Source organism: Hymenobacter psoromatis, from assembly GCF_020012125.1.
Classification (GTDB): Bacteria; Bacteroidota; Bacteroidia; order Cytophagales; family Hymenobacteraceae; genus Hymenobacter; species Hymenobacter psoromatis.
Genome location: NZ_JAIFAG010000001.1, coordinates 1,357,440 through 1,382,371 on the forward strand (window position 1 = coordinate 1,357,440; position 24,932 = coordinate 1,382,371).

The window sequence follows — 24,932 nt, forward strand, 5'->3', positions numbered from 1 at the left end:
TTAAGAAATCTGAATCCGTGTGCGTTAGGTAGAGCTGGTATGGTCGGCCACAATAACCCACTGCCCTTTAATACGCTGAAAAACCAGCAGAAAATAGCCCTGCAAGTCGCCGGCGGCTACCCCCGGCCGGGCCAGGTGCCAGTGGCCCACCACCTGCGCCGCCTCGGGGCTCAGCAGCGTAATGCGCAGGCCGCTGAAATCAAGCTGGCCCATCTGGGCGGCATCGGGGTAGCTGCGGCGGTAGTTATCGAGGGTAGGCTGCCAGCCGTAGGTCGGGCCCTTGCGGCCGATGAACACCAGCGAATCGGAGTGCCAGTAGCCGGCCATGAAGCCGGGGATGTCGCCCCGGTTCCAGGCCGCCGTTTGGGTGGTCAGCACCTGGGCGATGGCTTGGCGGGGGGTAGGCGGCGTGGCCAGCGCATAAGCTAGGGCGAGAGTCAGCAGCATACAGATAAAGAGTAAGGAAGATGACGAACGACTGCGGGCAACTCCTAGCGGCTCAGCAAGGTAGCTACGTAGGCGGTGCCGCCCAGCGCCCGCATATTGCGCAGCACGCGCAGTTGCTTGGCCCGCGCCTGCGGCCCCGGCTGCCCGGCCCGGAAGCGTAGCGGATTGGGCAGCACGCCAGCCAGCAAGGCCGCCTCGGGAGCGCTCAGGCTGCGGGCGGGCTTGTGAAAATAGCGCTCGCTGGCGGCCTCCACCCCAAAGGTGCAGTCGCCCATCTCGGCCACGCTCAGGTACATCTCCATAATGCGGCGCTTGCTCCACAGCAGCTCGATGAGCACAGTAAAATACGCCTCGGCGGCCTTGCGCACGTAGGAGCGGCCCTGCCACAAAAACACGTTTTTGGCCACTTGCTGCGAGATGGTGGAGCCGCCGCGCACCGGCTGGCCCGCGGCGCGGTGCCAGTTGTACTGCGCCGCCCGCCACATCCCATCCACGTCGAAGCCGTGGTGCACCAGAAACCGCTGGTCCTCGGCCGCTACCAGGGCCAGCGGCACGCTCGGGGCTACCTCATCGAGCGAGGTGAAATCGTAGCGCACGTGGCGCGGGTCGGGCTGAATGCCGTAGTAGCCCTGGCCCACCGGCGCGTGCGCGCGGCGGTCCAGCATGAGCCAGGTGGCCGGCGGCGCTACCCACCGGTACAGCAGCACCCAAGCCACCGTCACTAGAAACAGCGCCGCCAGGGTTTGCAGCGTCATCCGCCCGGCCGTGCGCCAGGAGGGTAGGAGCGTTTGAATAGACTGTGCCACGGAGGCTAAATTATAGGTTAGAATGAGGAATTGTTAGACGTTTGTCATTGCGAGCCTGCAAAGCAATCTTTTCTTGTCGGCTGCTCACTGAGAAGGCCAATCGGCGCGGCCGTGAGGGAAAGCTTGCCGCGTCCTTTCTTGATGCGCAACATGCTCGCAATGACAGACAGCCCGCTACTCTTCCATAACCTTCTGCAAGCCTCCTAAAGAAATAAAGCTGTGAGCGGCGGCGTGGGTGGCGGCGGCCCGGTAGTCGGGCACCAGCAGCATTTCCACGCCCGTATCGCGGCGCAGGGCCTCGGCGAGAGGGCCCACGCGGGCGGCACGGGCCGGCACACCCACGTCGCGGATGTATACCACCCGAATGCGGCCGGGGTAAGTGCGCACCACTTCCGCATAGATATCGGGGTCGCGCTGCCCGCTGTCGCCCAGCAGCAGGAAGGGTAGGAGGGGATAAGTATCGAGTACCTGGTTGATTTCCTTGAGCTTATGGCCGTGGTGGGGCGAGGAGTCAGCGGTGCGGCCCTCCGAACCGGGCGTGCGGCCCAGCAGGGTTTCGCGCAGCAGCAAGGGGCCGGGCGGCACGCCTTGCAGCCGCAAAAAGTCATCGAGCACGTCGTAGAGGTTCCAGGGCGAGGAGCTGACGTAGAAGAACGGGTTGTCGGGCCGGCCGCTCTGCCCGCGCAGCAATGCTTGGTAAAAGGCCGCCACGCCCGCCAGCGTTTCGTGCGAGTGAGCGTTGCGCAGCAGCACCGTGCGCAGCATCCTCAGCAGGTGGGTGGCGCGGGTCACAATCACGGTATCGTCGAGGTCCGAAATCACTCCAAACTCGGCCGTGGGCGGCGGAATCAGGACCTGCCCTACCCCCTCCACCTGGCCCAGCAGCCCCCGGAAGCGCTGCGGCAGCCGGCTTAGCCGCACCGGCACCGGGTGCCAGAGGTAGTCTACGGCCGGCGGCAGCACGGGCGGGTCGAGGCTGAGGGTGAAGTAGCCGGTCGGGCCCGTGGTCACGGGCAAATCCAGGTGCTCGGGCAAAGAAATAAGCACTTCGGCCCCCGGAATCTCGCGGCTGTTGAAGCGCCGGTACATGGCCTGGAGGTTGCGCCACGGCGAGTCGGCGTTGGTTTGGGGAGTCAGGCCACGGTCGGCGAGTAGGCGGCCCTTCACGTAGAAGCGGTGCACGGTGCCGTAGCTGCGATACACATCCAGGTGCAGCGGGCGCAGCCGGCCCAGCCGCGCCGCCACGCGCGTCACCGACGCATCAATCCATTCCCAGGCATCCGCAAGCCGCTGGCCAATCTCCATCCGGCAAACCTACGGCGGGCGGGAGAACTGAAAGGGTAAAGCTGGATTCTGACCAACGAAAGCGACCGCAAAAAAAGACCGGCTGCCTAAGCAGCTGGCCTTCGACTTTTCGAGTGGCGAACAATGCGCCGCACTTCGCAGTGCGTCCCTTTCTTCAGCATCCGAAACGCTCCACTCTCTGCACACATATACTGCGCGGCTCCGAAAAAAGCTGCCTCACCCCGCGCGCCAAATCTGCGTAGAAGGCACCTCTAAGCCCCGCCTTTTATGACCGCCACCCCCGCCCTACCCCGCCCTAAAACCCGCAAGAAGGACCTGCCGCCCATCCACGAGCTGGCGGCCCATGAGCTGTACAAAGACCCCGCCCGCCAGGCCGAGCTGGCCGGCCTGCGCTATGCCACCGACGCCGGCCCCGGTCTGCGCCGCGAGGTCGGGGCCAGCCAGGGCGAGTTCACGTATTTTGACGCAAAAGGGAAAAGAATTGAGGATGAAAAGACGCTGGCCCGCATCCAGAGCTTCGTGATTCCGCCGGCCTGGACGGAGGTGTGGATTGCGCCTAATGCCAACTTTCACCTCCAGGTGACGGGCCACGATGCGGCCGGCCGCAAGCAGTATCGCTACCACCCGGACTGGGACGCGGCCCGCTCGCTCACCAAGTTCTCGCGCCTGCTGGCGTTCGGCCAGCGGCTGGGCGAGTTACGTGCGCAGCTGCGCCGCGACCTGGCCCGCCCCGGCCTCGACCGCGACAAGGTAGTAGCGCTGGTGCTCACGCTCATGGACCAGTCGTTCATTCGCATTGGTAATGAGGAGTATGCGAAGAAAAACAAGAGCTATGGCCTCACCACGCTGCTCGACAAGCACGCCCAGATTGAGGGCAGCGACGTGCGCTTCACGTTCGTGGGCAAGAAGGGGGTAGCCCACGACGTGACCATCCACGACCGCCGGCTGGCGCGGCTGGTGCGCAAGTGCCAGGAGATTCCGGGCCAGCACCTGTTTCAGTTCTACGGTACCGATGGCCAGCGCCACCCCCTGGAGTCGGGCCACGTAAATGACTACCTGCACCAGCACACCGGCATCGCGCTCTCGGCCAAGGACTTCCGCACCTGGGGCGGCACCGTGAAAATGGTAGAGTGCCTCGAACACGCGCTGAACGGCGACGTGGAGCTGGCACCCGACAAAGCCATTCGCCAAGCCATCAAGGAAGTGGCCTCTAACTTGGGTAATACGCCCACGGTATGCTCCAAATACTATATTCATCCCCAGGTAACGGAGCTGTTCAAATCGGGCCGCCTCATCGAGTACCTGCGCCGCCACGATGCCGACCCGCAGGACCAGGACGACCTCTCGCCCACCGAGCACCTGGTGCTGGAAATGCTGGCGGAAGTTTGAGTGAGTAGTCGGTGATGGGTAAGAAAGAACGTCATGCTGACGAAAGAAGCATCTCTACCGCACGAAACCCGAACGGTGCGGTAGAGATGCTTCCTTCGTCAGCATGACGTTCTTTCTTACCCATTACTTATTCATCTGTCAGCCGATTATAGTTCTGGAAGCGTTGCTTCTTCCCTCCAGGTTCGGCGATATTGAGCGTACCATTCGATTCAGGCTCGTAGCGCAGGCGGCGGCGCGAGGTGGCGCGCAGCACATCCGGTCCCGCGCCGGCGTGAATGACGATTTTGAGGCCCCGGCCGGTTAGGTCGAATACGTCGGTGCTACCTAGCCCTTCGAGAGTTAGGCGCTTGGTTTCGCGGGTATAAAAAGTGCGCTGATAGAATAGCGAATCGGCCCCCAGACCCGCATTATACACGCGCACGGTGGTGGAATCGGGCGTGCGGACTACCGCAAAATAGTCGGGCTGCTCGGTGCCGGCCACCACCGGGCGGCGGGCTTGCAACGCGTAGTAGCGCTGGGCGGCGGCAGGCAGCGCGTCGCGGCGGGCTTGCAGGGCGCGTAGCAGGGTAGGGCCCTCGTGAGCATACACGGCGGGGAGTAGGCGGCGCAGAGCGCGGGCCAGCACCGAGTCGGGCAGGCGGACTTGCACAAAGCGGGCTGCGGCGGCGAAGTTACTTTGAGTGAGGGCATTGAGGCCGCGCTGGTCCACATACTGGCCCTGGCCGGTGAGGGCCGGCAGGTCGTGGTAGCGTTCCTTAAAAGTCACCAGGTGGCGCACCGCGAACTTGCGCGTCAGCAGCCAGGGCACGGCCCCGTCCGACATCCGAAAAAATACCTGGTCGCGGTCCTTGGGCACGGCCACCAGCAGGTAGCTGCCGGGCCGCTGGGGGTCGGGCACCTGGCCCCACTGCCACTGGCCGGCGTGGCGGTCCCAGTCACCCACCAGCACGTCGAGCAGGCGGGCGCGCAGCAGCGCGGGCTGGTCCACGCGGGTGCGGGGGTCGGTGTAAAGCAGTTGGCGCGCGTCCTCATCATTAATAAACTGGCGGGCGGCGGGCAGCAACGGCGAGCGCACGTCATCGCCCACGTATTTTTCTTCGAGCAAAACCAGCTTACCGCCCAGCCGCTCGTTGGCCTCGGCCGAACCCAGGTCGGCGGCCCCGGCCGGCACGTAGAAGAGGCGCGGGTGGGGGTGGGGCACGCCCAGGGCCTGGGCCAGCGGCACCATCACCAATGCCGCGTAAGGGTTGCCGGCCGAGGTGCCATCGCGCACGAAATTGGCCACGAAGGTCTTATGCCAGAAGGCCGGTAAAATGCGCGACGGGTCCTTATCCAAGGAGCGCAGAGCGAAAAGCCGGCCGTCGGGCGCGTGCAGGGTCAGGCTGGTGGTTTGGAAGCCGCCGCCCAGCTTTACCGGAGTCAGTGGGCCGGGGCCGGCGGTAGCTAGGCGCAGCACCGGCACACGCACCGGGGCGGCCCACACGGCGCGGTAGTGCGGACCCATTAGTACCCGGTAGGCACCGCCGTGTCGGGCGTACTGGCGGCCAGCCGTGGCCCAGACGCTGTCGGCGGGGGGGGTAGGGGCGTCGGCCGCGGCCGGCAGCCGGGCATCGGGCTGGAAGTAGGGATGCCGGGCGCAGCCAACCGTCAGAATTCCTCCTAAGCCCATCAATAATAAGAGAGTACCAATGCGCAAAACGGGCTGAAGTAGGTTGTGAATAGCGGCCGAAACCACCAGAAATTCACCTAAAGTAGCTCAACCAGAAAAGATAAATGCCCAACTGTCTCCCGTGTGCAACCCGGTCGGCACACCCTACGCTATACCCGGCAGCTAAGCCGGGGCTCAGAGCCCACGGGTAGCTTGCTTTACTTTAAAAAAGCCCGCCGCCAGGCTTGCTTCGTCACGCAGGTGCTATCAACTTCAGTCAAGCCAAGAATAAAGAGTTGGCGGCGTGGGTTGCTGGCGGGCCTGGCTGCCCTGCTGGCGGGCTGCGGCGCGCCAACTGGCGCGGGCCCGGCCGTCGGCGCGGTCTTCAACTCCGATTCGAGCGCAGTGCGGGTGGCCGCCGGGCCGCAGTACGCCCAGCGCGGCTGGTGGTGGCAGCACCTGTGGGGCTATCACTACCGGGCGCTATGGGCCACCCCCGTGAGCGCCCCCACGCTGCGCCTGGGCGCAGCCGGCCTGCGGCCCACGCGAGCGGGCGGCAGCTTCCAAACCAACTCGCTCCACCTGCGCGCCCGCGATGGCCAGCCCTTCGTGCTGTGCTCCGTGGATAAAGACTTGAGCCAAAGCCTAAATACAAATTGGCTGGCGCGCGCCGCCGCGCCCGTGCTGCGCGACCAGGCCTGCGCCGCCCCGCCCTACGGGGCCTACGTGGCGGCCCGGCTGGCCCGCGCCGCCGGGGTGTTTCACACCAACCCGCGGCTGGTGTACCTGCTGCCCGATTCGGCCCTGGGGGCGTGGCGCGAGCGGTTTCGGCCCGCGCTATATCTGCTCGAAGAGCGCCCCGCTCACGACGAAAGCGAGGCAAGCAGCTTTGGCGATGCCCGGCAGGTGGTGGGCTCCGAGGAGATGCTGCGGCAGGTGCTGCGCGGCCCGGCCGCCCGCCTCGCGGCCCGCGCCTACCTGCGCGCCCGCCTGCTGGATATGCTGATGGGCGACTGGAGCCGCCGCGCCGACCAGTGGCGCTGGGCTGGCTTTGCGCAGGGGGGTAGGGGCATTGAGTTCCGGCCCATTCCGCGCGACCGTGACCAGGCGTTTTTTCGGTTTGATGACGGCTGGCTGACGCGGCTTATCTCCTGGTTCCGGCCGCGCTACCAGACGTTTAACGCCCACCTCGCGCCCGCCGACGTGGACCCGCTCACCGTCACCGCCCGCGCCCTCGACCACACGGCCCTGGCTTTGCTACCCCCCGCCGCCTTCCAGGCCGAGGCCGACTCGCTGCGCGCCCGTCTGCCCAATGCCGCGCTCGCCCAAGCCCTGCAAGCCGGGCCGCCCGAAGTTCGCGCCTACCTAACCCGCGCGCTGCTACCCGCCCTGCGCGCCCGCCGCGACGCGCTGCCCGCCGCCGCCCGCCGCTACTACGAGGTGTTGCAAGCGGAGGCCGTGGTCACGGGTACCGATGCCGCCGAGCGCTTCGAATTGACGGGGATAGGGCCGGGCTGCCTGCGTCTGCGCGTGTTTGCCCGCCGCCCTACCCGCCCCGACAGCCTGCTGGGCGAGCAGACCTACGACGTGCACCGCACCGTGCACCTGAGCCTTTACGGCCTGGGCGGCAACGACGAGTTTGACCTGAATGGCCGGCTGGCCCCCGGCTTCGGAGTGCACCTCTACGGCGGGGCCGGGCGCAACGTGTTCTTGCAGCAGGATATATTGGCCACCGCTGGCCCCGGCTTCACCATTCACTCTGCTGGGCCCGATGACCTGGTGCAGGTGAGCCATACCGTGCGGGTGCTACCGGCTCCGGCCGCCACCGCCACGGCCGCCGCGTGGGTCGCCAGCCAGTACCGGCTGAATTTGGGGAAGAGTGAGTGAGTAATTGAGTGAGTGCGATTGCTGCGCTTCGCTCACAATGACAATTGCACTCACTCAATTACCTTTCCATCCACCGTACCGGTACTTTTTAGCACTTGAAAGCGGGCAAATAGCTCCTCCGAATACCAGCCCTCGCGGCGGGTAAGCTGAATGACCTCGCGGTGGCGCACGTCGCGGTAGGCGTACTGCTGCATGGCCTGAGCCGAATCCCAGACGCTGAACGTGGCTTGGCGCACCAGCGGCAATTCGCCCAGTCCGATGGCCAGGCGTAGGCCCTCGGCCCCGGCCAGCGCCCGGCTTGTGGGCTCTATGAAGCGCCAGAAGCGCGGGGCGCGCCGCAGCCGGATGCTGGCCCTGGTGAGTACCGCCACCGGCCCTACCCCCCCCGCCGCGGCCAGCTCGCCGGCAAAAGGGTTGCTGCCGTTCCAGGCCCCGTGGGCTTGCAGCGGGGCCAGTTCGGCGGTCCAGATTTCATGGCTGCGTTCGCTATAGGCGGCCCAGGTAGGGTCGGCGGCGAAGAAGGCGGCGGCATCCGCGGCCCGGTCCCAGGTGGCGATAAGGCCGTAGCGCTGCAAGTTGGGCCAGAAGCCGAAGCCATTGGCGGCCCCGCTACCCAGCAGCTGGCAGAAGCGCAGGCCCGGCACCCGTCGTAGCCGGGGCGGGGCCGTAGCCATCTGAGCCAGCGCCCAGCGGGCCACGCCGGGCTTCAGCGTAATAAGGGAAAGGGTAGTAAGCATTCAAACAGGCAAACAAACGGACGCAAAAAAAGGCCGGGATTACGCCCGGCCTTTTTTGAAGTTAAGGGTTATGAGTGAAAAATCACACCTTCACCTGCGCGTGCTCATTCACGTCGTCCGACGTGCTGCGCTCGCCCGTGACCACGGCACGGGCGTAGCCGTAGGCGCGCGAAAGCAGGCCGCTGGGCGAGTCCCAGTACTCGGCCTGGTCAATGGTGACTTTGAGAATCATAATGTTAGGGTCTTCCTTGCCCTTCGGAAACCAGGCGCGCATATGCTCGCTCCACAGCTCGGCAATTTTAGCCTCGTCGCGGTAGGCATTGGCGCGGCCCGATACGGAGGCGTACACGCTGTCGTCGGGGCTGGCGTAGTTCAGGTTCACTTGGCTGTCCTTGTTCACCTCGTACACTTTGGCCGAGTCCTTATCAGTCAGGAAGAGCAGCGAGCCGTCGGCTTCGGGCTTAACGGTAGCCATCGGGCGGCTGTGTAGCACGCGGTTTTCGTCGAAGGTCGTGAACATGGCAATGCGCACTTCCTTGATTTTTTCAAACAGATTCTTCAGGTCGTGGGTGACCGGGGTTTTCGTATCAGACATGGGAAAGGAAAATTAAGCAAGAAGTGCCGCGCCGGAATCGGCACGGGTGTACCTGGCTTTACGGCCGAACAGGCATCTGGTTTTGCGGTTAGGGTAGGGGAGTGGCCGCCGGCCGCGCTTTCCCGCTTTCGTATGAACTTCCTGGCGCACCTCTACCTGGCCGGCCCACCCACTGCGCCCGACTATGCCGGCCGGCTGGTGGGCCAGTTCATCGCCGATTCGGTGCCCGGTCGCCGCTTCGAAGCCTACCCCCCCGCCGTGCAGGTAGGCATCCGGGCGCACCGCGCCCTCGATACCTTTACCGACCAGCATCCCGTGGTGCGCCGCACCACCGCCCGCCTGCGCCTGGCTGGCTCCGGTAAATACGCCGGCGTAGTGGCCGACGTGTTTATGGACCACTTCCTGGCCCTTCACTTCACCGAACTAACCGGCGATAACCTGCTGGCTTTCACCCAGCGCACCTACGCACTGCTGGCTGCGCACGAGCCGGAGTTTCCGGCGGCTGTGCAGCGCTTTTTTCCCTACCTGGTGCAGCAAAACTGGCTGCTGCACTACGCCGAAATTGTAGGCATCACCCGCGCCTTGCAGGGCCTGAGCCGCCGCGCCTCCCCCGGCTCCGGCATGGAAAACGCTACCCAGGAGCTGCAACGCCACTATGCGGAGTATGAAGCCGATTTCCAGGAATTTTGGGCGGCGGTAAGTGCGCTTTTTTATTCGCCCAATTCTTAGCTCACTTAATGCTGGTGCCCGCCTTCGCCGTGGGCGTGGCCGTGGGTCAGTTCCTCGGCGGTGGCGGGGCGCACGCCCTGCACTTTGCCGTCGAAGTGCATGACCATGCCGGCCAGCGGGTGGTTGAAGTCCATCGTTACCTGTTCGTCATTGACTTCCACTACTTTGGCCTGCATGTGGTGGCCCTCGTTGTCAGCCATCGGCAGGTAGTTGCCGGCCTGCAGCATCTCCGTGTCGAGCTTGCCATCAATTTCAAACACCTCTTTCGGAATCTGCACCACAGCCTGCTCGTCGTAGTCGCCGTAGGCCTGCTCGGGCGTGAGCGAGAAGCTGAACGAGTCGCCCTCGCTCTTGCCGTTAAGTTGGTTTTCAAACTCTTCGGGTAGGCCGCTGTGGCCAAATAGAAACACCATTGGCTCGTCGGCTTCGGCTTGCTCTACTAATACTTTCTGCTGATTATCGTCGGTTACGGACAAGTCGTAGGTCAGGGTTACGACGGAGTTTGGGGCAATGGCAGCCATAAAAGAGTGGGTTAGGGTCAGCCGCAAAGGTAGGGCTGCGGTGAATTAGCGATTGAATTAGTGATTGCGTAAATAAAAAGAACGTCATGCTGAGCTTACGAAGCATCTCTACCGAACGACACCCGAACGACGTCCTAGAGATGCTTCCTGCGTTAGCATGACGTTCTTTTTGTTCACGCAATCACTAATTCACTGCTTCCGCCAGAATTGCTTCCATTTTCTGGGCGGCTTTCAGCTCGCGGCCCCAGAAGCGGTGGTGCGCAATGGCCTGTATGAACTGCGGGGCCAGTTTGTTCACCATGTTGCCGGTATCTACCACTACCCCCTCGGCACCCACGATGTCCGTTGCGCTGGGATGGGTAGCGGCTTTGAGCAGGTCGGCACCCTCGGCCGAGGCGGCGATGGGCTTGCAGTGCTTGAAGGCGTCTTGCACGAAGCGCACGGCATCCGTATCCTGCACTAACATTTGCACGCTGTGGACTCCGCCAGCTACGTACACGGCATCAAACAGTACCGACGACGTGCTCTGGAACGTCCAGTTAGCCATAATCTCCTGGCCATCCTTACCCTTAATGGTGCCTAGGTGCGTGGCCACGATGGCGGTTTGTGCACCGGCTTCCATCAGCGTCTTCATCAGCTCGCTGATGGCGGCCACATCGGCCCCATCGGTGGCCAAAATGGCAATCTGGCGGGTCTTAATATCTTTCTTGTCTGCGTTGGCGGGGCTGTCGGCCGAGATGCTGAGCGCCGCCGAGTTCTCCACGGTCGGCTTGGCCGGGCCCGACTGGTAGTCGGCCGGGTTGGCATCGGCGGGCACATTCAGATTGAGCTGCGTGCCGTTGACGGCCGGGATGCTCATGCCCAGGCCCTCGGCCACGCGGTGCGCTAGGTCGTGGTCTACTTGCGCCAATTGAAGCACGGTCCGCATCCGCACATCCAGCGTCTGCACGTGGCCCAACTCGAAGCGTAAGGCCTTGACGATGTGCAGCTTTTCAATCTCAGTCTGGCTGTTCCAAAACAGCTTGGCCTGGCTATAAAAGTCAATGAAGCTCTTGCTGCGACGGCGAATTTTGGCCGCGTCCACGCGAGTGTGGTTGCTCACGAAGCCACCTTCGCTTTGCTTGGCCTGCTTCGGAAAGTTGTCGTTCAACAGGTTAGGGCCGTAAGCAACATTGCCCTTGTTGATGGTCTGGCGCATGTGGCCGTCGCGCTGCCCGTTGTGGATGGGCGCGAGCGAGCGGTTAATTGGAATCTCGTGAAAATTGGGGCCGCCCAGGCGCTTGAGCTGGGTGTCGAGGTAGGAAAACAGCCGGCCTTGCAGCAGCGGGTCGTTCGAAAAATTAATGCCCGGCACCACGTGGCTAAGGCAAAACGCGACCTGCTCCGTCTCGGCGAAGTAGTTGTCCACGTTGCGATTGAGCACCATCTTGCCCAGCATCTGCACCGGCACTAGCTCCTCGGGAATCAACTTGGTGGCATCCAGAATATCGAAGCCGAACTTCATTTCGTCTTCTTCCTCAATCACTTGTACGCCCAGCTCCCACTCGGGGTAGGCCCCCGACTCGATGCAACTCCAGAGGTCGCGGCGGTGGAAGTCAGGGTCGTTGCCCGAAATCTGCTGCGCCTCTTCCCAGGCCACCGAGTGCACACCTTGCTTGGGCTTCCAGTGAAACTTGACGAAGCGCGACTTGCCCTCGGCGTTAATCAGGCGGTAGGTATGCACGCCGAAGCCCTCCATCATGCGCAGGCTGCGCGGCAGGCCACGGTCGCTCATCACCCACAGCAGCATATGCATACTTTCGGGCGTGATGGAAATAAAGTCGTAGAACGTGTCGTGAGCCGAGGCCGCCTGCGGAATCTCGTTGTGCGGCTCGGGCTTCACGGCGTGAATGAGGTCAGGAAACTTTATCGCGTCCTGGATGAAAAACACCGGAATATCATTGCCCACGAAGTCATAAATGCCTTCTTCGGTATAAAACTTCACCGCGAAGCCGCGCACGTCGCGGGCCATGTCGGAGGAGCCGCGCGAGCCAGCTACCGTGGAGAAGCGGGCGAAAATGGGGGTTACTGCGCCCGGCTGCAGAAATGCGGCGCGGGTCAGGTCGGTGGCGTTGCCGTAAGCCTCAAAGTAGCCGTGCGCCCCTACCCCCCTGGCGTGTATCACCCGCTCGGGAATGCGCTCGTGGTCGAAGTGAGTGATTTTTTCGCGCAGCAGGAAGTCTTCCAGCAGCGTGGGGCCGCGGTCGCCATCCTTGAGCGAATTCTGGTCGTCGTTGACGCGTAAGCCCTGGTTGGTAGTTAAGAATTGGCCGTAGCCATCCTCACGGTTTTGGGCTAGCTCGTCAGTTTTGGGGTTGCTTACCACGTCCTCGTGGGTTTGCTTCGCCAGTGGTTTCTGTTCCATACAAAGAGAGTAGATAGGGGAAAAGGAATGGATTTCTGCCAACGGGCTTTTAAGCCAGCGGGTTAGCTTAAATTTCTCTTAATAAGGGTCAAGGTATCAGGTTACTAGCTGACAGTCAAAACGCGGCTATTGCATAAGGCAGAGCTAATCTCCGCGAAAAAAATTACGCCCAAAAAAGGGCCTCGCCACCAGGATGCGGCCGCACAACTCCGGTCCGCGCTTGGTCGTAAAGCTCCGCTCATACTTCCCTGAAAACCACATGAGAATCCTTTTCCTACCCCTCGCCGCGCTGGCTGGCGCTACCTGGCTCGGCAGCTGCAGCCCCCAGCAATCCGGAGAAAAAAAAGAGGTAGCCAAAGCCACCGATAAGACGGTCGAAATGGCGGATACCGCCACCCAGGGACTCAAGCCGCGCCTGATTACTACCTTCCCCGACTCCATGAACACGCCCGACGGCCTGGCCCTGCTGCCCGGTGGCCGGGTGCTGCTGTCCATCCCCAACATGGCCGATAATAAGTACCCAGCCCGCATTGTGGAGCTGACGTCCAATGGCTATAAGCCCTTCATCAGCCATCCGCCGGTGGAGCCCACTACCAAGCACGCTGCCCCGATGGACTTGGCTATCGGCCCCGATGGCAATGTATACTACGCGGAGAATCAGTACGAAAACAGCAAGGATTTTAAATCGCGCCTGATGCGGGTGCTGATGAAGAACGGCCAGCCCACCGGCACCATCGAAACGGCCGTGGACCACTTCGCCCTCGCCAACGGCATCGTGTGGAAGGGCAACGACCTGTACGTGACCGACAGCCAGTGGGACCTGCCCGACAACGACAAGGGTAGCGCCATCATGCACTTCGCGCTGGCCGAGCTGAAGCCCGGCACCACTATTCACCTCAAGCCCAAAACCAAGGACCCGCACGTGTTGGCCATGTTCACGACGACCGTGAACGAAACCGGCGTGGACAACGGGGCCGATGGCATCGACTACGACAGCCAGGGCCGCATTTATACCGGCTCCTTTGGCGATGGCAACCTGTACCGCGTCACGCTCAAGCCCGATGGCAGCTACGCCAGCCAGGAAGTAGTGCCGGTGGCCGCTCCCAAAATCCCGTGCATCGACGGCTTCGTGATTGACCGCACCACCGATAAAGCTTACATCACCAGCGCCCGCCTCAACTCGATTGATGTGGTAGACCTGAAAACCAACGCCCACACCATTCTGGCCCGCAACGGCGACACCAACGGCGCGGGCGGCCGCCTCGACCAGCCCGCCGAGGTGCTGCTCAAAGGCAAGCAGCTGCTTATCTCGAACTACGACAATCCCAATAAGCACTTCGTGAACACGAAGTCCGACGCCCCGCACACGGAATCGGCGATTGACTTGCCGTAAGCGGGTAAGCGAAACATCATGCAGAGCGCAGGGAAGTATCTCGCCTGCTTTGTTAGGGTTACTACTCCAACGACGTGGACGAGATGCTTCCCTGCGGTCTGCATGACTTTCCGCTTACCCCTTTACCCGCCTACCCTCTTACGCTACCCTCACACCAAGTCGAAAGCATAGGCGAAGCGGGCCAGCTCGTGCTGGGTTTCGGGGTGGAGCTTGGCGTTGATGTTGCGGCGGTGGGTGATGACCGTATTGGCCGAAATAAACAGCTCGTTGGCAATGGATACCGAGTTTTTGCCTTGGGCCAGCAATTGCAGTATCTGCCGCTCGCGCCGGGTGAGCTGGGCGAATAATGATTCTTTTTGGCGCTGGAAAACATGCTCGTCAAGCAGCCGCGCTACCTTAGGCGCGACGTGGCTGAGCGGGTGCAGCGGGCAGGCCACCGTGAGCGCGAGCAACGGCCGGCCAGCCTCATCACGCAGAAAGATGCGCACCGTGCTCAGGTACCAGGTTGCTTCCTGCCCCGCCCCGGCACGCAGCTGCTGCAAGAAGGACACCTGCTCGTGGTTGCTGCCGGGGGCTAGCAGGGCCGCCAGCCGGGGGCCGTGCTCGGCCGCGTCGCGGGGAGGCAGGTAGCGCTCCTGAAAGCCGCTGCCCAGGGCGCGCAGCGCGGGCAGGGTTGTGCCCAGGGCGGTGAGCCCCACCTGCGACATGTAGGCGATGCCGCCCGTGCGCAGGTCGTGCACGAAGACCGGGCCCGGAAAAAAATCGGCGGCCGGCGCGAGCTGGTCAATGCGCTGCTGAATACGTTGGTCGGTTGTCATAGCTGAAAAAGAGAGGGGTAGGGAAAGCATAAAAATTACCTAGTGCTAGGTATTTTACTGACAAACAGCGGGGTATACTTTTGTAATGGTCCCGCGAAGGGGTTGGTAGAGGGGAAGAATCAGGTGCGGTAGCCCAGGCGGGGGTAGGCCCCCGCACCGGGGTCGCGCGCCGCTCCCTCGCCCGCCGCGCCGGGGACTTCCACCCCTTAGCCACCCGGCCGCTATGAAAAGCAGTATCACCTCTAATGGCCTCACGCTGCGCGTTATCGCGGGCACGCACAGCGCCATCATCGGCATCGACTTGCAGGAAAATAAGCGGGCCGGCTGCCTGGGCTTTTCTATTCAGCGTACCGACCTGGGGCCGGCTTCCGGCGCAGCCGGGGGGGTAGTAAAGCCGCCGCGCTGGCTGCCCAATATGCTGCGCTTCGCCACCGCGCCGCCGCTGGCGGCGGGGGCCTTTGCTACCACCGACACGGCCCCGCTCCAGAAATTTCGGTGGGGCGACTACGCCTTGTATCCGGGGCAGCGCTACCGCTTTCGGGTGGTGCCGCGCTACGGCACGCCCGATAAGCTCCTTTGGAACTCCGGGGGCGACGACCCCAGCGACGCCGATGGCGTGAGCGTGGAGGTGACTACCGAAGACCCGACCCACCCCGACACGATGGTGTTCTTCAACCGGGCCGCCGCCGCCAGCGAGGCGTTCAACAGTAAGTTCCCAAACGTCAAGGACGTGTCCGAAGACTCGCCCGAGGCGGCGCTGGCCCGCAAGTGGCTGTCCAATGGCCTCGAGGAAGGACTGCTGGCCTACCTGGCCCAGGCCGCTGGCCCCGGCTACGCCCTGCACGCCGCCATCTACGAGTTTCAAAAGCCCAGCCTGCTGGCGGCCCTCAAGGCCGTGGCCCAAACCGGCGCGGCCGTGGAAGTGGTGTACCACGCCCGCCAGAAAGCGGCCGGTGAGGCCGCCACCGACGCCACCAAAGCCAAAAACGAGCAGGCCATTACCGATGCCGGCCTGGCCGGCGTGCCCGGCCTCACGCTGCGGCCCCGGCAGGCCGACCCGCAGGCGGCCATTATGCACGATAAGTTCGTGATTTTGCTCAAAAAAGACGCGGCCGGCGCGCTTCAGCCAATAGCCGTGTGGACGGGCTCGACCAACTGGACCGACGGCGGCCTCTACGGCCAGCTCAACGTGGGCCACGCCGTGTTCGAGGCCAAAACGGCCGCCACCTACGAGCAATGCTTCCAGCTGCTGGCCCCGGACCCAACCGCCCACGACCTCAAGCACGCCCTCGAAGGCCTCACGCCGGTGTCGCTGCTGCTGCCCAACGGCGAGCAGGTGGTGCCCGTGTTCTCGCCCCAAAATAACGACACCATGCTGCACCTCTACGCCAGCCTGTGCGCCGGGGCGCGGTGCCTGTTCGTGTCGGCCCCGTTCGCGCTCTCGCCCATCGTGCTGGCGGCCCTCACAAAGCGGCCGCCCGGCACGGCGCAGTTTATGCTGCTCGACAAGGCCGGCGCGCTGGGTACGGGCGAGGAAGTGAAAATTATTCAGGATGACCCGGCTAGCTCCATCGCGGTGGCTACTACCCTCAGCTCGCCGCTGCACGACTACCAGAACCGGCTGCTCGACGAGCACGAGGGCTTTCACCACGCGGGCATCCACATCCACGCCAAGATTATCCTGGCCGACCCCTTCAGCTCGGACCCGATTCTGGTGACGGGCTCGGCCAATTTTTCCAGCAACTCGACTGTGACCAACGACTCGAACAGCCTGGTGGTGCGCGGCCACACGGCGGTGGCCGACATCTACGCCACCGATTTCATGCGCATGTTCGAGCACTATCACTTCCGCGCCTCGTTGGCCAAAGCCCCGATTACCCAGCCGTTGGGCCTGAAGTCGGACGCCAGCTGGGCCGATAAATACTACGTCAAGGACAGCCCCGACGCCCGCGACCGCTGCCTGTTTGCCGGCACCCTGTAGGGGGGTAGGGGCTCGGTTTTTATCTCTCAACCTTTTCATCACCTGCTTCTTATGTCTATTGCCTGGAAGGGAATCGTGGGGGCCAGCTTCACGCCCGATTCGTTTGATGCCTACTGCCACTCGCTGCACTGGCTGGCGTGGCGGCCCAGCTTTATCGTGCTGCACAACACGGCCGTGCCGACCCTGGCGCAGCGCCCGAATGGCCTCAGCAAGCAGCACATTCTGGACCTGGAGAGCTACTACCGCGACGACCAGCACTGGAGCGCCGGCCCCCACCTGTTCGTAGACGACCACCAGATTTGGGTTTTCACGCCCCTCACCGTGTCGGGCGTGCACTCGCCGTCGTGGAACAAAGTGGCCCTGGGCCTCGAAATGCTGGGCGACTACGCCAAGGAGGAATTCGACTCGGGCCGCGGTAAAAAGGTGCAGGCCAACGCCGTAGCGGCGATGGCTACCCTCAGCGCCGTGCTGGGCCTCGACCCCGCCACCATGCGCCTGCACCGCGAAGACCCACTTACGACCCACATCTGCCCCGGCAAGGAGCACGTCAACAAGCAGCCCGTTATCGACCAGGTGCAGGCCCTGCTGGTGGTTCGCCACGGCGGCGAGCACTCCCCGGTAGTTGCCACTGCCAAAACCCCCGCGAAGGCCAGCAGCACAGTGCCGGCCTGAGCCATTGGCTGGCCACTGCCCGCGCCGACGCGCTGACTAGAAACCGCTTCTAGCCAGCGCGTCGGCCAGCAGGGTACTGGGCACCAGGGCGTGAATAGCCGCCCAGCCCCGCGCCTTGATGTCTTTGAGCGCCACGTCGTTGACGATAGGCTCCCAGAAAGCCTGCGGCACCAGGGCCACCGAGCGGTTGGGGTTGGCGGGGTGCACCACCAAGCGGGCGCTCTGCACGGTTTTCTGGCCGCCCAGCACTTGGTTGTAGTTGTCGTAGGTCCACTGCGAGTAAAAGCGCACGTGCTTGTCGGCGTTGTCTTTGGCCCAGGCCAGGGCGGCGGCCACGCAGGCGTGCCCTACCCCCTGCGGCGCGTCGAAGAAGTAGACTTCGCGCAGCACATCGCGGCAAAAAACCGAATTTATATTACCCAAAACTGTGGCTAGCAGGCTGGTAGCTGAGCTGAAAGCGCCCATCGCCACCCGAAAGTTGGCGGCCGTGGGCTTGCCGTCGGCCAGCTCGGCTTTTTGGGTGAAAAACCACTTAATTTCGGCCAGCAGCAACAGTATCTGGTCGGGCTTCAGGAAGTCGCCCACGTTGATGCCGTCGTTGGCGTGAAATATTGGCAGCACCACGGCCACGGCCTTGCCACTCTGGGCCATCTGGTAGTCGAGGCCGATGCTGTACTCGGTGGTAAAATCGGGGCCGCTGTAGTTCAGGTACTTCCAGAAGCCGTGGAAGAGAAAATCCCAGCCGTAGGGATAAAAATTTCCATCTTCGGGGCTCTTAAGGTTGGGTGCGGCCGTGTAGTAACCCGAGGGCACCGCCTGCCCTAGCGTAGGGTGGAAATATACGAGAAACGGCGTTTCCTCGCTTTCTAGTAGGCTTTTGGGAAAGCTCACGGCTATCAGCTTGGGAAACACGTTGCCGGGGCGCTCCAGCACCACGTGCTGCACGTCGGCGCTGCCGTCGAAGTCGAATGCCCCGTCGGCCAGCTTAAATACCTGCGGGTCGTCGGTATCCTGGGCCGAAAGGCAGGCAATGGCTGCCAGCGGCTGCGGGTCCCAGGTGTCGAGCAGCGTCAGGTTATTGGCCTCGCAGGCCAGCAGTAAGCTTTGCCAGGTGCTTTTATCGGCGTCGGCGGGCAGCTCGCCCATCTTAGCTTGCAAAAAAGGCGCGGCGTCGCCGGCGCGTTGGGCCGGGCCGGGCCGCCGGCTACCCCCCGGCACCAGGTTCAGCTCGCGCAGCACGCGCGCGGTCACGTCCGTGAGCTGGTGCAGCGGCGCGGGCGGCGCGGCAGCGGCGGGCACCGGGTCAGGCGTGGGGGTAGGGTCTGGGGCGGGGGTAGGGCTGCCGCCGGCCGAAACCAGCGTCACGCCCACCGCCCCCGACCACGTAAGCTGCCCAAACTGAAACCGGCTGCGCCGCCCGCCCGGCACGTCCGGGTCGGCCTCCTCGTCCGAGAGGGGGTAGCCCAGGGCGTTGCCCTGGATGCCGCCGTCCTGCTCGTAGCGGTCCCGAATGAGACCGTGCACCTCAAAGGTGCCCAGCGCCGGGTGCGCAATAATAGTGGCGGCCGCAAACTGCTGCAGCGCACCACCGTCGCGCTCGGGCGTTTCGGCCGTCACGGGCGCGCCCACGTCAAAGCCACTTTGGGCCAGGGCCTGCACTTTATCCTGAATAAGGGTCATGATAAAAAAGGGGGAGTGGCGGGCCGGTAGTTAGCTCCAAGGTAGCGTGGGGTCAGGGTTGGGGCAGGCGGGTAGCCGGCGGCACAGAAAGCCCAGCAGCTCCAGCTCAGGGTAAGTCTTGGTTTCGAGCACGGTGGCGGCCTTGGGTGGCGGGCTGACGGGGATAAAGACGCGCGTTGGCGGCAGGAAGCGGATAGGCACTGCCGGCGTGGGCGTGCGCACAATGCCGCGCCAGATGATGGGCGGCGCAGGCACTGGCTTGGCCACGACGTGCCCGATGGCCACGGGCGGCGCGGGCCTGCCCACGGCCATCAGCAGCTGGGGGTTGGCCACGGCCCTGGCCATCATCGGCTTGGTGGCCGCGTGAGCCACTGGCGCGGTGGCCATTTTCAGCTGCTGCAAGCGGAAAGTATTGACTTGCACCTTGGTAGTTTGCTCTTTGGCTTGAAAAGGCGCGGCTTTAGCTTGCAGCAGCTGCATGCCGCTGGGCTGGGCCCTGGCAAACAGTAGGGCGCTAAACCGATTGGGCGTAGCCGGCGCGTTTTGGGCGGCTTTGGGTGCTACAATGCTCACGTTGCGCACGAATAGGAGCTTGGCCGGAAAGGCTGGTAGCCGGCCCTGGCCCTGCCCATCGGCCAGCAGCGGCGCGCCGGGAGCCTGCTTCCAGAAGCGTTGCAGCACAAAATCGGGAAAGTGAAACCAGTTGCGCAAAATTTCCACTACCGTGTACTCGGCCGTCATATGCTCAATATCGGAGTTGGCATCCAGCTGAAACAGACTTTTGAGGTGCGGCGAAGCGCGCTGCAACAGGCTGTTAATCTCCGTCTTATCCAGCGAGATGGTGAGCCAGGGTACGCTATCGTCGAAGAAGTTGGTGGGCGAAAACTGGGTGGGTAGGTAGTTGATTTCATTACCCGCTGGGTCAAGGGCCGTGCTTTTGCCAAATAGCTCGTAGTCGCTCTGCAGGTCAGCTACCGTTTTGCGCGGCGAGCTGCCCCCGAGCGAGATAAGCGTGGCCAGGTTGTCCTCTACCTCGGTGCGGTGGCCCTTGGTTTCCCAATTCAGCAGGGCCGTGGCGCAGGCTTGCTGCTGCGCGCCACTATCGGTTTGCCAGGCTTGCTGGAGGGCGGCAGCCCCGTTACCGGTCGCCGAGTCGGCCGCAATCTGGCCGTTTTTGTACTCGCTGGTAGCCGCCTTGTAGGCGTCAGAATAGCGTTGGTAGTTATCGAGCGCCGACAGGATGGTGCCATCGTCGCCGGTCACGGGTTGCTGCAGGTAAGCCAGGGCCACCTGGTAGCGCGCTTCTTGGTCGGCGGTGCGGATGCTGCTGGCGGGCTGGCAGCCCTTCAGGGTTTCGTAGTACACCTGGTCCAGCTCGTCGGGAGCGCTGGTAATGATGTCGTCCACCGTCGCCACGAAGTTGAACGTCTTGTCGAAGCTCATCATGGCCTGCGCCGTTTCGTTGGGGCCCAGGCCGTGCTTGGCCGGCTCCATAAAGTAGAAGCTGTCCTTGCCCACGGCAAACGACCCGTTCTGAAACGCCAGGAACGTGTCGTCCTGGGGTTTGCCGTTGGCGTCCGTCTCGAAAATCAGCTTCATTTTGGTCATGAAGGCCACTGCTACCGAAGGGTTCATTAGGAAGAAAGTAAGAGGTGAGAAGGGGGGTAGGCGGGCTGGCGGGTGCCAGCACGCCCTTTGCCGCTTGCCTAGTCGAACTTGGCCTTGGGGTCGGGGTTGGGGCAGGTACCCACCAGGCGGTTCACGAAGCCGATAAGCTGCATGCCGGCGCACGAAACCCCGCTGCCCGTGTCAGTAGACTGGAAGTCGTGGCTGGCGCTGTTGCTCGAATAGTTGCCCTTCAGCGTAAAAGGCCCCCAGCCCACGCTGGCGCTGGTAGCCAGTTGCTTGTGCACATCGCTGCTTTGCCAGGTCGCCTTGTCGAAGTCGATTTTCAGGTTGCGAATGAAAATCATGTTGGTCGAGTAGGCAATGAACGAGCCCTGGGGCGGCGTTTTCCCGTTCGAGAGCTGCGGGTCGCCAAACTTCCAGGTGCCGGGGTCCAGCTTCCAGCCCTGGCATGAAAACAGCTCGGTGCCAAACCAGGGCCGCAGAATTTTTACCTGCGCCAGGTCAAAGCTGATGTTGAAGCTGGAGCTTTTAAAGTTGGCATTTTGCCGGTCGGTTGAGCCGCTGGCCCCGGCGCTGGCCTTCCAGAGCCCAAAATTGACGCCCCCGCTCACGCCCCAGGCCGTAGACGACGAGTCGGTGTGCGTCGCCATCGAGCTGTCCTTGAAGTAGAAGTTCTGCCAGGGCTGGCTGTAAAAGTTGGGCGGGAATATGCGCACCGGGTAAAAGGTGATATCCAGGTCGCCCTCCGTGTAAACGGCCTTGTCGTAGTTGTCGCGCAGCCCCGCAAACCACGAGGCCATGCTGCGCCCGGTCACCTGGGCAATGTAGGCCTGCATTTCCTCCACGTCGTTTTTGTGGCCGGCGCTCGTCCAAGCATTCATCGCCGATTTCACCTTGTTGCGGTAAATACCGGCGTTGGTGTCGAAATCTATTACGGCGGCCTTATCGTCGCTGGCCACGGCATTAATGCGCTTGCCATTATAGAGCAGCGCCGCGTCTTCGTAGGCCTGCTCGCCGGCCGTGTAGGCCTGCATGAGGGGGGTAGGCACGGAGTGCGTGGTTTGCTCGTCCGTAATGGGGTCAGTATCCGTCTGAATAGCGTAGAGCAGCTTCTGAAACTTGTCCAGCTTGGCCTTTTCAGCCGCGGTCGGCTCCAGGTTTGTCACCTTCGCAAACTTAAGAATATTGCCATAAATCCGGCTCAGGCTCTCCTGGCTATTGCGGTCAATGGTCTGGCCCTGCTTCATATTATACACTGCCGTGGGGTCGGGCACCAGGTCCGTAAAGAGCGCAAAATCAGCGGCTTTGCGCACCAAATCGCGGGTTTCGCTGGCATCCTTGCCATTAAAGCCCTTGGCCAGAAACGTGAGGTCGTCGGGGCTGATGGGCATCCCCGGCATCACCCAGGAAACGAAGTTGTTCTTGTTGGCCGGCGCAAAGTCGTCGCCCCCATTCACGATGGAGTACAGCTTGGCCAGCAAGGCCTTCATGATGTCTTCGGATTGAAACAGTGCCATGACGAAAAAGGGAAAGTGGAAAAATGAAAGGGGGGTAGGAAAGGCAGTTAAAAAGGAAGAGCTAAAAATCAGCTGGCGAGGCTTTTAATGGCTGAATTATAGCTGGGAGGCTGCCGCGCTGCCCGTTACCTGCGCGATATAGGCTTCCATCATTTCGACCTCGTTTTTGAAGCCGTTCGTCAACCAGTCGGCCATTGCGGCCTGCACGGGCTGGCGGTGCAGCGGCGCGTTTTGGGCAAAAGCCAGTACCGTGCGGGGGTCGTTGGTGGTGTTGGCGTCGAGGCGCAGGGCCTGGTAGCGCTGGGCGGCGGCCTCATAGGCCAGCTTGCCCGCGTCGTAGGCCTGGCGCAGGGGGGTAGGGGTGCGCACCAGCCGGGGCTGCTGCGTCAGGGAGTCGGTTTCCTCTGTGGTCGTGTACAGCAGGCCCCTGTACTGCTCAGCTTTGGCCTGTTCTTCCTCCCTGCTTTCCGGCATCACACGTGTCCTTGTGGGGTACGTTTTCACTCCGCTTCACCAGCCGCGTTCGCGCGGGCTCTCTCCATGCGCCAGCTTTCGGGCTGGGCTCCTGCCTCACATTGCGTAGGTAGCGTGGGGTAGGGCCAGGCCTTGCTTCCCCGTTTTTCTGGCGCGAGTACTCCGCGCCAATTCTTCAAAATCTTTCCTGGCCACCCTCCTTCTCCTTCCTCCCTTCCACGGTGGCTTCGGCCTGGCCAAAGGTCTGCAATAGTACGCAGCTAACCAATACCTACCCGTAGGTATTTTACCTGACCCAGAAGACTAAATAGTATTTGTAATAATTTTAAAATCAATAAGCTAATTAAAATAAAAAGACCAGCTTATCGAGAATTTTTACGCCCTAGAAGGGGGCATTGGGGGCTAAATTTCAGTGCTGGCACTGATGCCGCCGCCGGGGCGTTGGCCTACGTTTGTGCCTGCCCCCAACTGCCCGGCGAGTGATAGGAAGCGGAGGAAATAAGCAGTGCCGGCCGCGTGGCCACGTCCGGGCTGGCGAGGGGGGTAGGGAGGAGGTGCCTGGCCGCGGCGGTTTGCGCGGGCGGCCGCTTTCCCGTCGTGCCCGCGTGTTTGCCAGCTTCTTACCCAGCCTGTTCTCATGGCTACCCGCCCCCCCGCCCCCAGGGTGTTTCAGCCCGAAAACCTGACCCAGACGGTTATCGCCCTCCCCCTGCTGCAGCAGCTGGCCGAGGAGCATCAGCGCCTGCGCCCACCCCAAGCCCGCGCCAAAGCCCCCGCCGCCCCGCCGCTACCCCGCCTGCTGGGCGTGGTCATCGACCTCAACCTGGACTACCCAGGGGGCCGGGCCGGCGCTATGCAGTGGGTAGTAGACGCCCTCAACGAGCTGGTGCCGCCGCTCACGGCCACCGAGGCCCACCGCGCGGCGGGCCTGAATGCCGACCAGCACCCCAAAAACCAGTACAGCCAGCAGTACCTGTTCGTGCGCCTCGAAGCCGCCGTGATTGAGGCACTGGTGGTCCGCGACAAGCAGCGCAACGACGCTACCCCCCGCCCCGCCACCCAGGGCCCGGCCGGCCCCAAGGCCATCTACCACATCTGGCCCGACTTTGAAATCAAGCCCTTGCTCAACAAGTCGTTAGCCACGGTGAAGGGCGATGCGGCCCACGCTTCCTACGCGGCCGTGGGCAGCGGCATCGTGTGGGCCGTGCTCGACTCGGGCATCGATGCCAGCCACCCGCACTTCGCCACCTACCGCAACCTGGAGCTGAGCCTGCCGCTGCACCACGCCGACTTTACCGGCGCTCCGGCCGCCGCCGGGGGGGTAGGGGCGCCCGACCCAGCCCTGCAGGATGGTACCGGCCACGGCACCCACGTGGCGGGCATCATCGCGGGCGCGTGGCCCGCCGGCCCGCCCCCGCAGGCCTACAACCGGCAGCGCGACGAGCAGGGCACCATCACCTACGTGCCGGTGGCCGTGCCCGTTATCAGCGGTGTTGCGCCCCAGTGTAAGCTGGTCAGCCTCAAGGTGATGGATGCCCAGGGCCAGGGCCAGGCCAGCAGCCTGATTGCCGCCATCGGCCTCATTCAGGAAATTAACGGCTACGGCCGCCGCCTGCTCATTCACGGCGTGAATATGAGCGTGGGCTATGACTTTGAGCCCGAGTGGTTTGCCTGCGGCCGCAGCCCGCTCTGCGTGGAGGTAGACCGCCTGGTGCGCTCGGGCGTAGTTGTGGTGGTGGCGGCTGGCAACACCGGCTACGGCGTGGCCCAGAGCCAGTTCAACGGCATCATCTCGGCCGGCATGAGCCTGACTATCAATGACCCTGGCAACGCCGACCTGGCCATCACGGTGGGCTCGACGCACCGCGACATGCCCCACGTCTACGGCGTGTCCTACTTCTCGTCCAAAGGCCCCACCGGCGACGGCCGCCCGAAACCCGACCTCGTGGCTCCCGGCGAAAAAATCCTCTCCTGCGCCGCCGGTGATAAGCGCCAGGAAATGACCGATAAAGGCCTGCCATGCGACTACCTCGAAGACAGCGGCACCAGCATGGCCGCGCCCCACGTGTCGGGTGCCATCGCAGCCTTCCTCTCCATCCGCCGCGAATTCATCGGCGAGCCCGAAAAGGTAAAAGACATCTTCCTCACTTCCGCCACCGACCTCAAGCGCGAGCGCTACTTCCAGGGCAGTGGCCTGGTCGATTTGATGCGCGCCATTCAATCGGTGTAGGTATTATATATAAATTTAATAGAATCATCTGTTATTGCGAGCCTGCGAAGCAATCTTTCCTTCCGCTAGG

Annotated in this window: 20 protein-coding genes; 7 read left to right on the plus strand and 13 right to left on the minus strand. The window is 63.1% G+C overall.

Annotation, left to right across the window (positions count from 1 at the left end; translation table 11 throughout):
- Positions 1-24: 24 nt before the first annotated feature.
- The 3 genes from LC531_RS05805 to LC531_RS05815 all read right to left on the minus strand — a co-directional run bounded on the left by LC531_RS05805 (position 25) and on the right by LC531_RS05815 (position 2,558).
- Positions 25-447, minus strand: a complete 423-nt coding sequence (locus tag LC531_RS05805; protein WP_223649369.1) for a YybH family protein — start codon at positions 445-447, stop codon at positions 25-27.
- A 44-nt stretch (positions 448-491) separates the two neighbouring features.
- Entirely contained in the window at positions 492-1,253 is a 762-nt protein-coding gene (gene mtgA / locus LC531_RS05810) for a monofunctional biosynthetic peptidoglycan transglycosylase (RefSeq protein WP_223649370.1), read from the minus strand.
- A 174-nt stretch (positions 1,254-1,427) separates the two neighbouring features.
- Positions 1,428-2,558: an App1 family protein gene (locus tag LC531_RS05815; protein ID WP_223649371.1), complete on the minus strand. Its 1,131-nt coding sequence runs from the start codon at positions 2,556-2,558 to the stop codon at positions 1,428-1,430.
- Positions 2,559-2,825: 267 nt separating this feature from the next.
- Between LC531_RS05815 and LC531_RS05820 the strand changes: the two genes are divergently transcribed.
- Positions 2,826-3,947 (plus strand): DNA topoisomerase IB, encoded by a 1,122-nt coding sequence (locus LC531_RS05820; RefSeq protein WP_223649372.1) that lies wholly within the window; start codon positions 2,826-2,828, stop codon positions 3,945-3,947.
- Between the two features lie 127 nt (positions 3,948-4,074).
- Here the strand turns inward: LC531_RS05820 and LC531_RS05825 are convergent, their stop codons facing one another.
- On the minus strand, positions 4,075-5,643 hold the full coding sequence (locus tag LC531_RS05825; RefSeq protein ID WP_223649373.1) for a hypothetical protein: 1,569 nt from the start codon (positions 5,641-5,643) through the stop codon (positions 4,075-4,077).
- A 96-nt stretch (positions 5,644-5,739) separates the two neighbouring features.
- Between LC531_RS05825 and LC531_RS05830 the strand changes: the two genes are divergently transcribed.
- Positions 5,740-7,482, plus strand: a complete 1,743-nt coding sequence (locus tag LC531_RS05830) for a hypothetical protein (RefSeq protein ID WP_223649374.1) — start codon at positions 5,740-5,742, stop codon at positions 7,480-7,482.
- Positions 7,483-7,532: 50 nt separating this feature from the next.
- Here the strand turns inward: LC531_RS05830 and LC531_RS05835 are convergent, their stop codons facing one another.
- A complete protein-coding gene (locus tag LC531_RS05835) occupies positions 7,533-8,219 on the minus strand; it encodes a spheroidene monooxygenase (protein ID WP_223649375.1) in 687 nt (228 codons plus the stop codon).
- A gap of 82 nt (positions 8,220-8,301) precedes the next feature.
- A complete protein-coding gene (locus LC531_RS05840) occupies positions 8,302-8,814 on the minus strand; it encodes a pyridoxamine 5'-phosphate oxidase family protein (RefSeq protein WP_223649376.1) in 513 nt (170 codons plus the stop codon).
- A gap of 132 nt (positions 8,815-8,946) precedes the next feature.
- On the opposite strand from LC531_RS05840, the gene LC531_RS05845 reads away from it, so the two are divergent.
- Positions 8,947-9,543 (plus strand): acyl carrier protein phosphodiesterase, encoded by a 597-nt coding sequence (locus LC531_RS05845; RefSeq protein ID WP_223649377.1) that lies wholly within the window; start codon positions 8,947-8,949, stop codon positions 9,541-9,543.
- Between the two features lie 5 nt (positions 9,544-9,548).
- Here LC531_RS05845 and LC531_RS05850 read toward each other — a convergent pair whose 3' ends face one another.
- Together LC531_RS05850 and LC531_RS05855 are read right to left on the minus strand one after the other, a co-directional pair.
- Positions 9,549-10,064, minus strand: coding sequence for an FKBP-type peptidyl-prolyl cis-trans isomerase (locus LC531_RS05850; protein ID WP_223649378.1), 516 nt, complete (start codon positions 10,062-10,064; stop codon positions 9,549-9,551).
- Between the two features lie 184 nt (positions 10,065-10,248).
- Positions 10,249-12,468 carry a catalase gene (locus tag LC531_RS05855; protein WP_223649379.1) on the minus strand — a complete coding sequence of 740 codons (2,220 nt, stop codon included), beginning with the start codon at positions 12,466-12,468 and terminating at the stop codon, positions 10,249-10,251.
- Between the two features lie 259 nt (positions 12,469-12,727).
- Here LC531_RS05855 and LC531_RS05860 point away from each other — a divergent pair, with 259 nt between their 5' ends.
- Positions 12,728-13,861 carry an SMP-30/gluconolactonase/LRE family protein gene (locus tag LC531_RS05860; protein ID WP_223649380.1) on the plus strand — a complete coding sequence of 378 codons (1,134 nt, stop codon included), beginning with the start codon at positions 12,728-12,730 and terminating at the stop codon, positions 13,859-13,861.
- A gap of 149 nt (positions 13,862-14,010) precedes the next feature.
- On the opposite strand, the gene LC531_RS05865 is transcribed toward LC531_RS05860, so the two are convergent.
- The gene (locus LC531_RS05865) at positions 14,011-14,679 is read right to left on the minus strand and encodes a helix-turn-helix transcriptional regulator (protein ID WP_223649381.1); all 669 of its coding nucleotides are present in this window, start codon (positions 14,677-14,679) and stop codon (positions 14,011-14,013) included.
- Between the two features lie 223 nt (positions 14,680-14,902).
- Between LC531_RS05865 and LC531_RS05870 the strand changes: the two genes are divergently transcribed.
- Both LC531_RS05870 and LC531_RS05875 read left to right on the plus strand, forming a co-directional pair.
- The gene (locus LC531_RS05870) at positions 14,903-16,660 is read left to right on the plus strand and encodes a phospholipase D-like domain-containing protein (RefSeq protein ID WP_223649382.1); all 1,758 of its coding nucleotides are present in this window, start codon (positions 14,903-14,905) and stop codon (positions 16,658-16,660) included.
- A 51-nt stretch (positions 16,661-16,711) separates the two neighbouring features.
- Positions 16,712-17,332 (plus strand): N-acetylmuramoyl-L-alanine amidase, encoded by a 621-nt coding sequence (locus tag LC531_RS05875; RefSeq protein WP_223649383.1) that lies wholly within the window; start codon positions 16,712-16,714, stop codon positions 17,330-17,332.
- Positions 17,333-17,368: 36 nt separating this feature from the next.
- On the opposite strand, the gene LC531_RS05880 is transcribed toward LC531_RS05875, so the two are convergent.
- The 4 genes from LC531_RS05880 to LC531_RS05895 form a co-directional block, all read right to left on the minus strand.
- On the minus strand, positions 17,369-19,012 hold the full coding sequence (locus LC531_RS05880; protein WP_223649384.1) for an LGFP repeat-containing protein: 1,644 nt from the start codon (positions 19,010-19,012) through the stop codon (positions 17,369-17,371).
- Positions 19,013-19,042: 30 nt separating this feature from the next.
- Positions 19,043-20,647 carry a hypothetical protein gene (locus tag LC531_RS05885; protein ID WP_223649385.1) on the minus strand — a complete coding sequence of 535 codons (1,605 nt, stop codon included), beginning with the start codon at positions 20,645-20,647 and terminating at the stop codon, positions 19,043-19,045.
- Positions 20,648-20,718: 71 nt separating this feature from the next.
- On the minus strand, positions 20,719-22,158 hold the full coding sequence (locus LC531_RS05890) for a hypothetical protein (protein WP_223649386.1): 1,440 nt from the start codon (positions 22,156-22,158) through the stop codon (positions 20,719-20,721).
- Between the two features lie 96 nt (positions 22,159-22,254).
- Positions 22,255-22,635, minus strand: coding sequence for a hypothetical protein (locus LC531_RS05895; protein ID WP_223649387.1), 381 nt, complete (start codon positions 22,633-22,635; stop codon positions 22,255-22,257).
- A gap of 634 nt (positions 22,636-23,269) precedes the next feature.
- Between LC531_RS05895 and LC531_RS05900 the strand changes: the two genes are divergently transcribed.
- Positions 23,270-24,862 (plus strand): S8 family peptidase, encoded by a 1,593-nt coding sequence (locus LC531_RS05900; RefSeq protein ID WP_223649388.1) that lies wholly within the window; start codon positions 23,270-23,272, stop codon positions 24,860-24,862.
- Positions 24,863-24,932 lie beyond the last annotated feature (70 nt).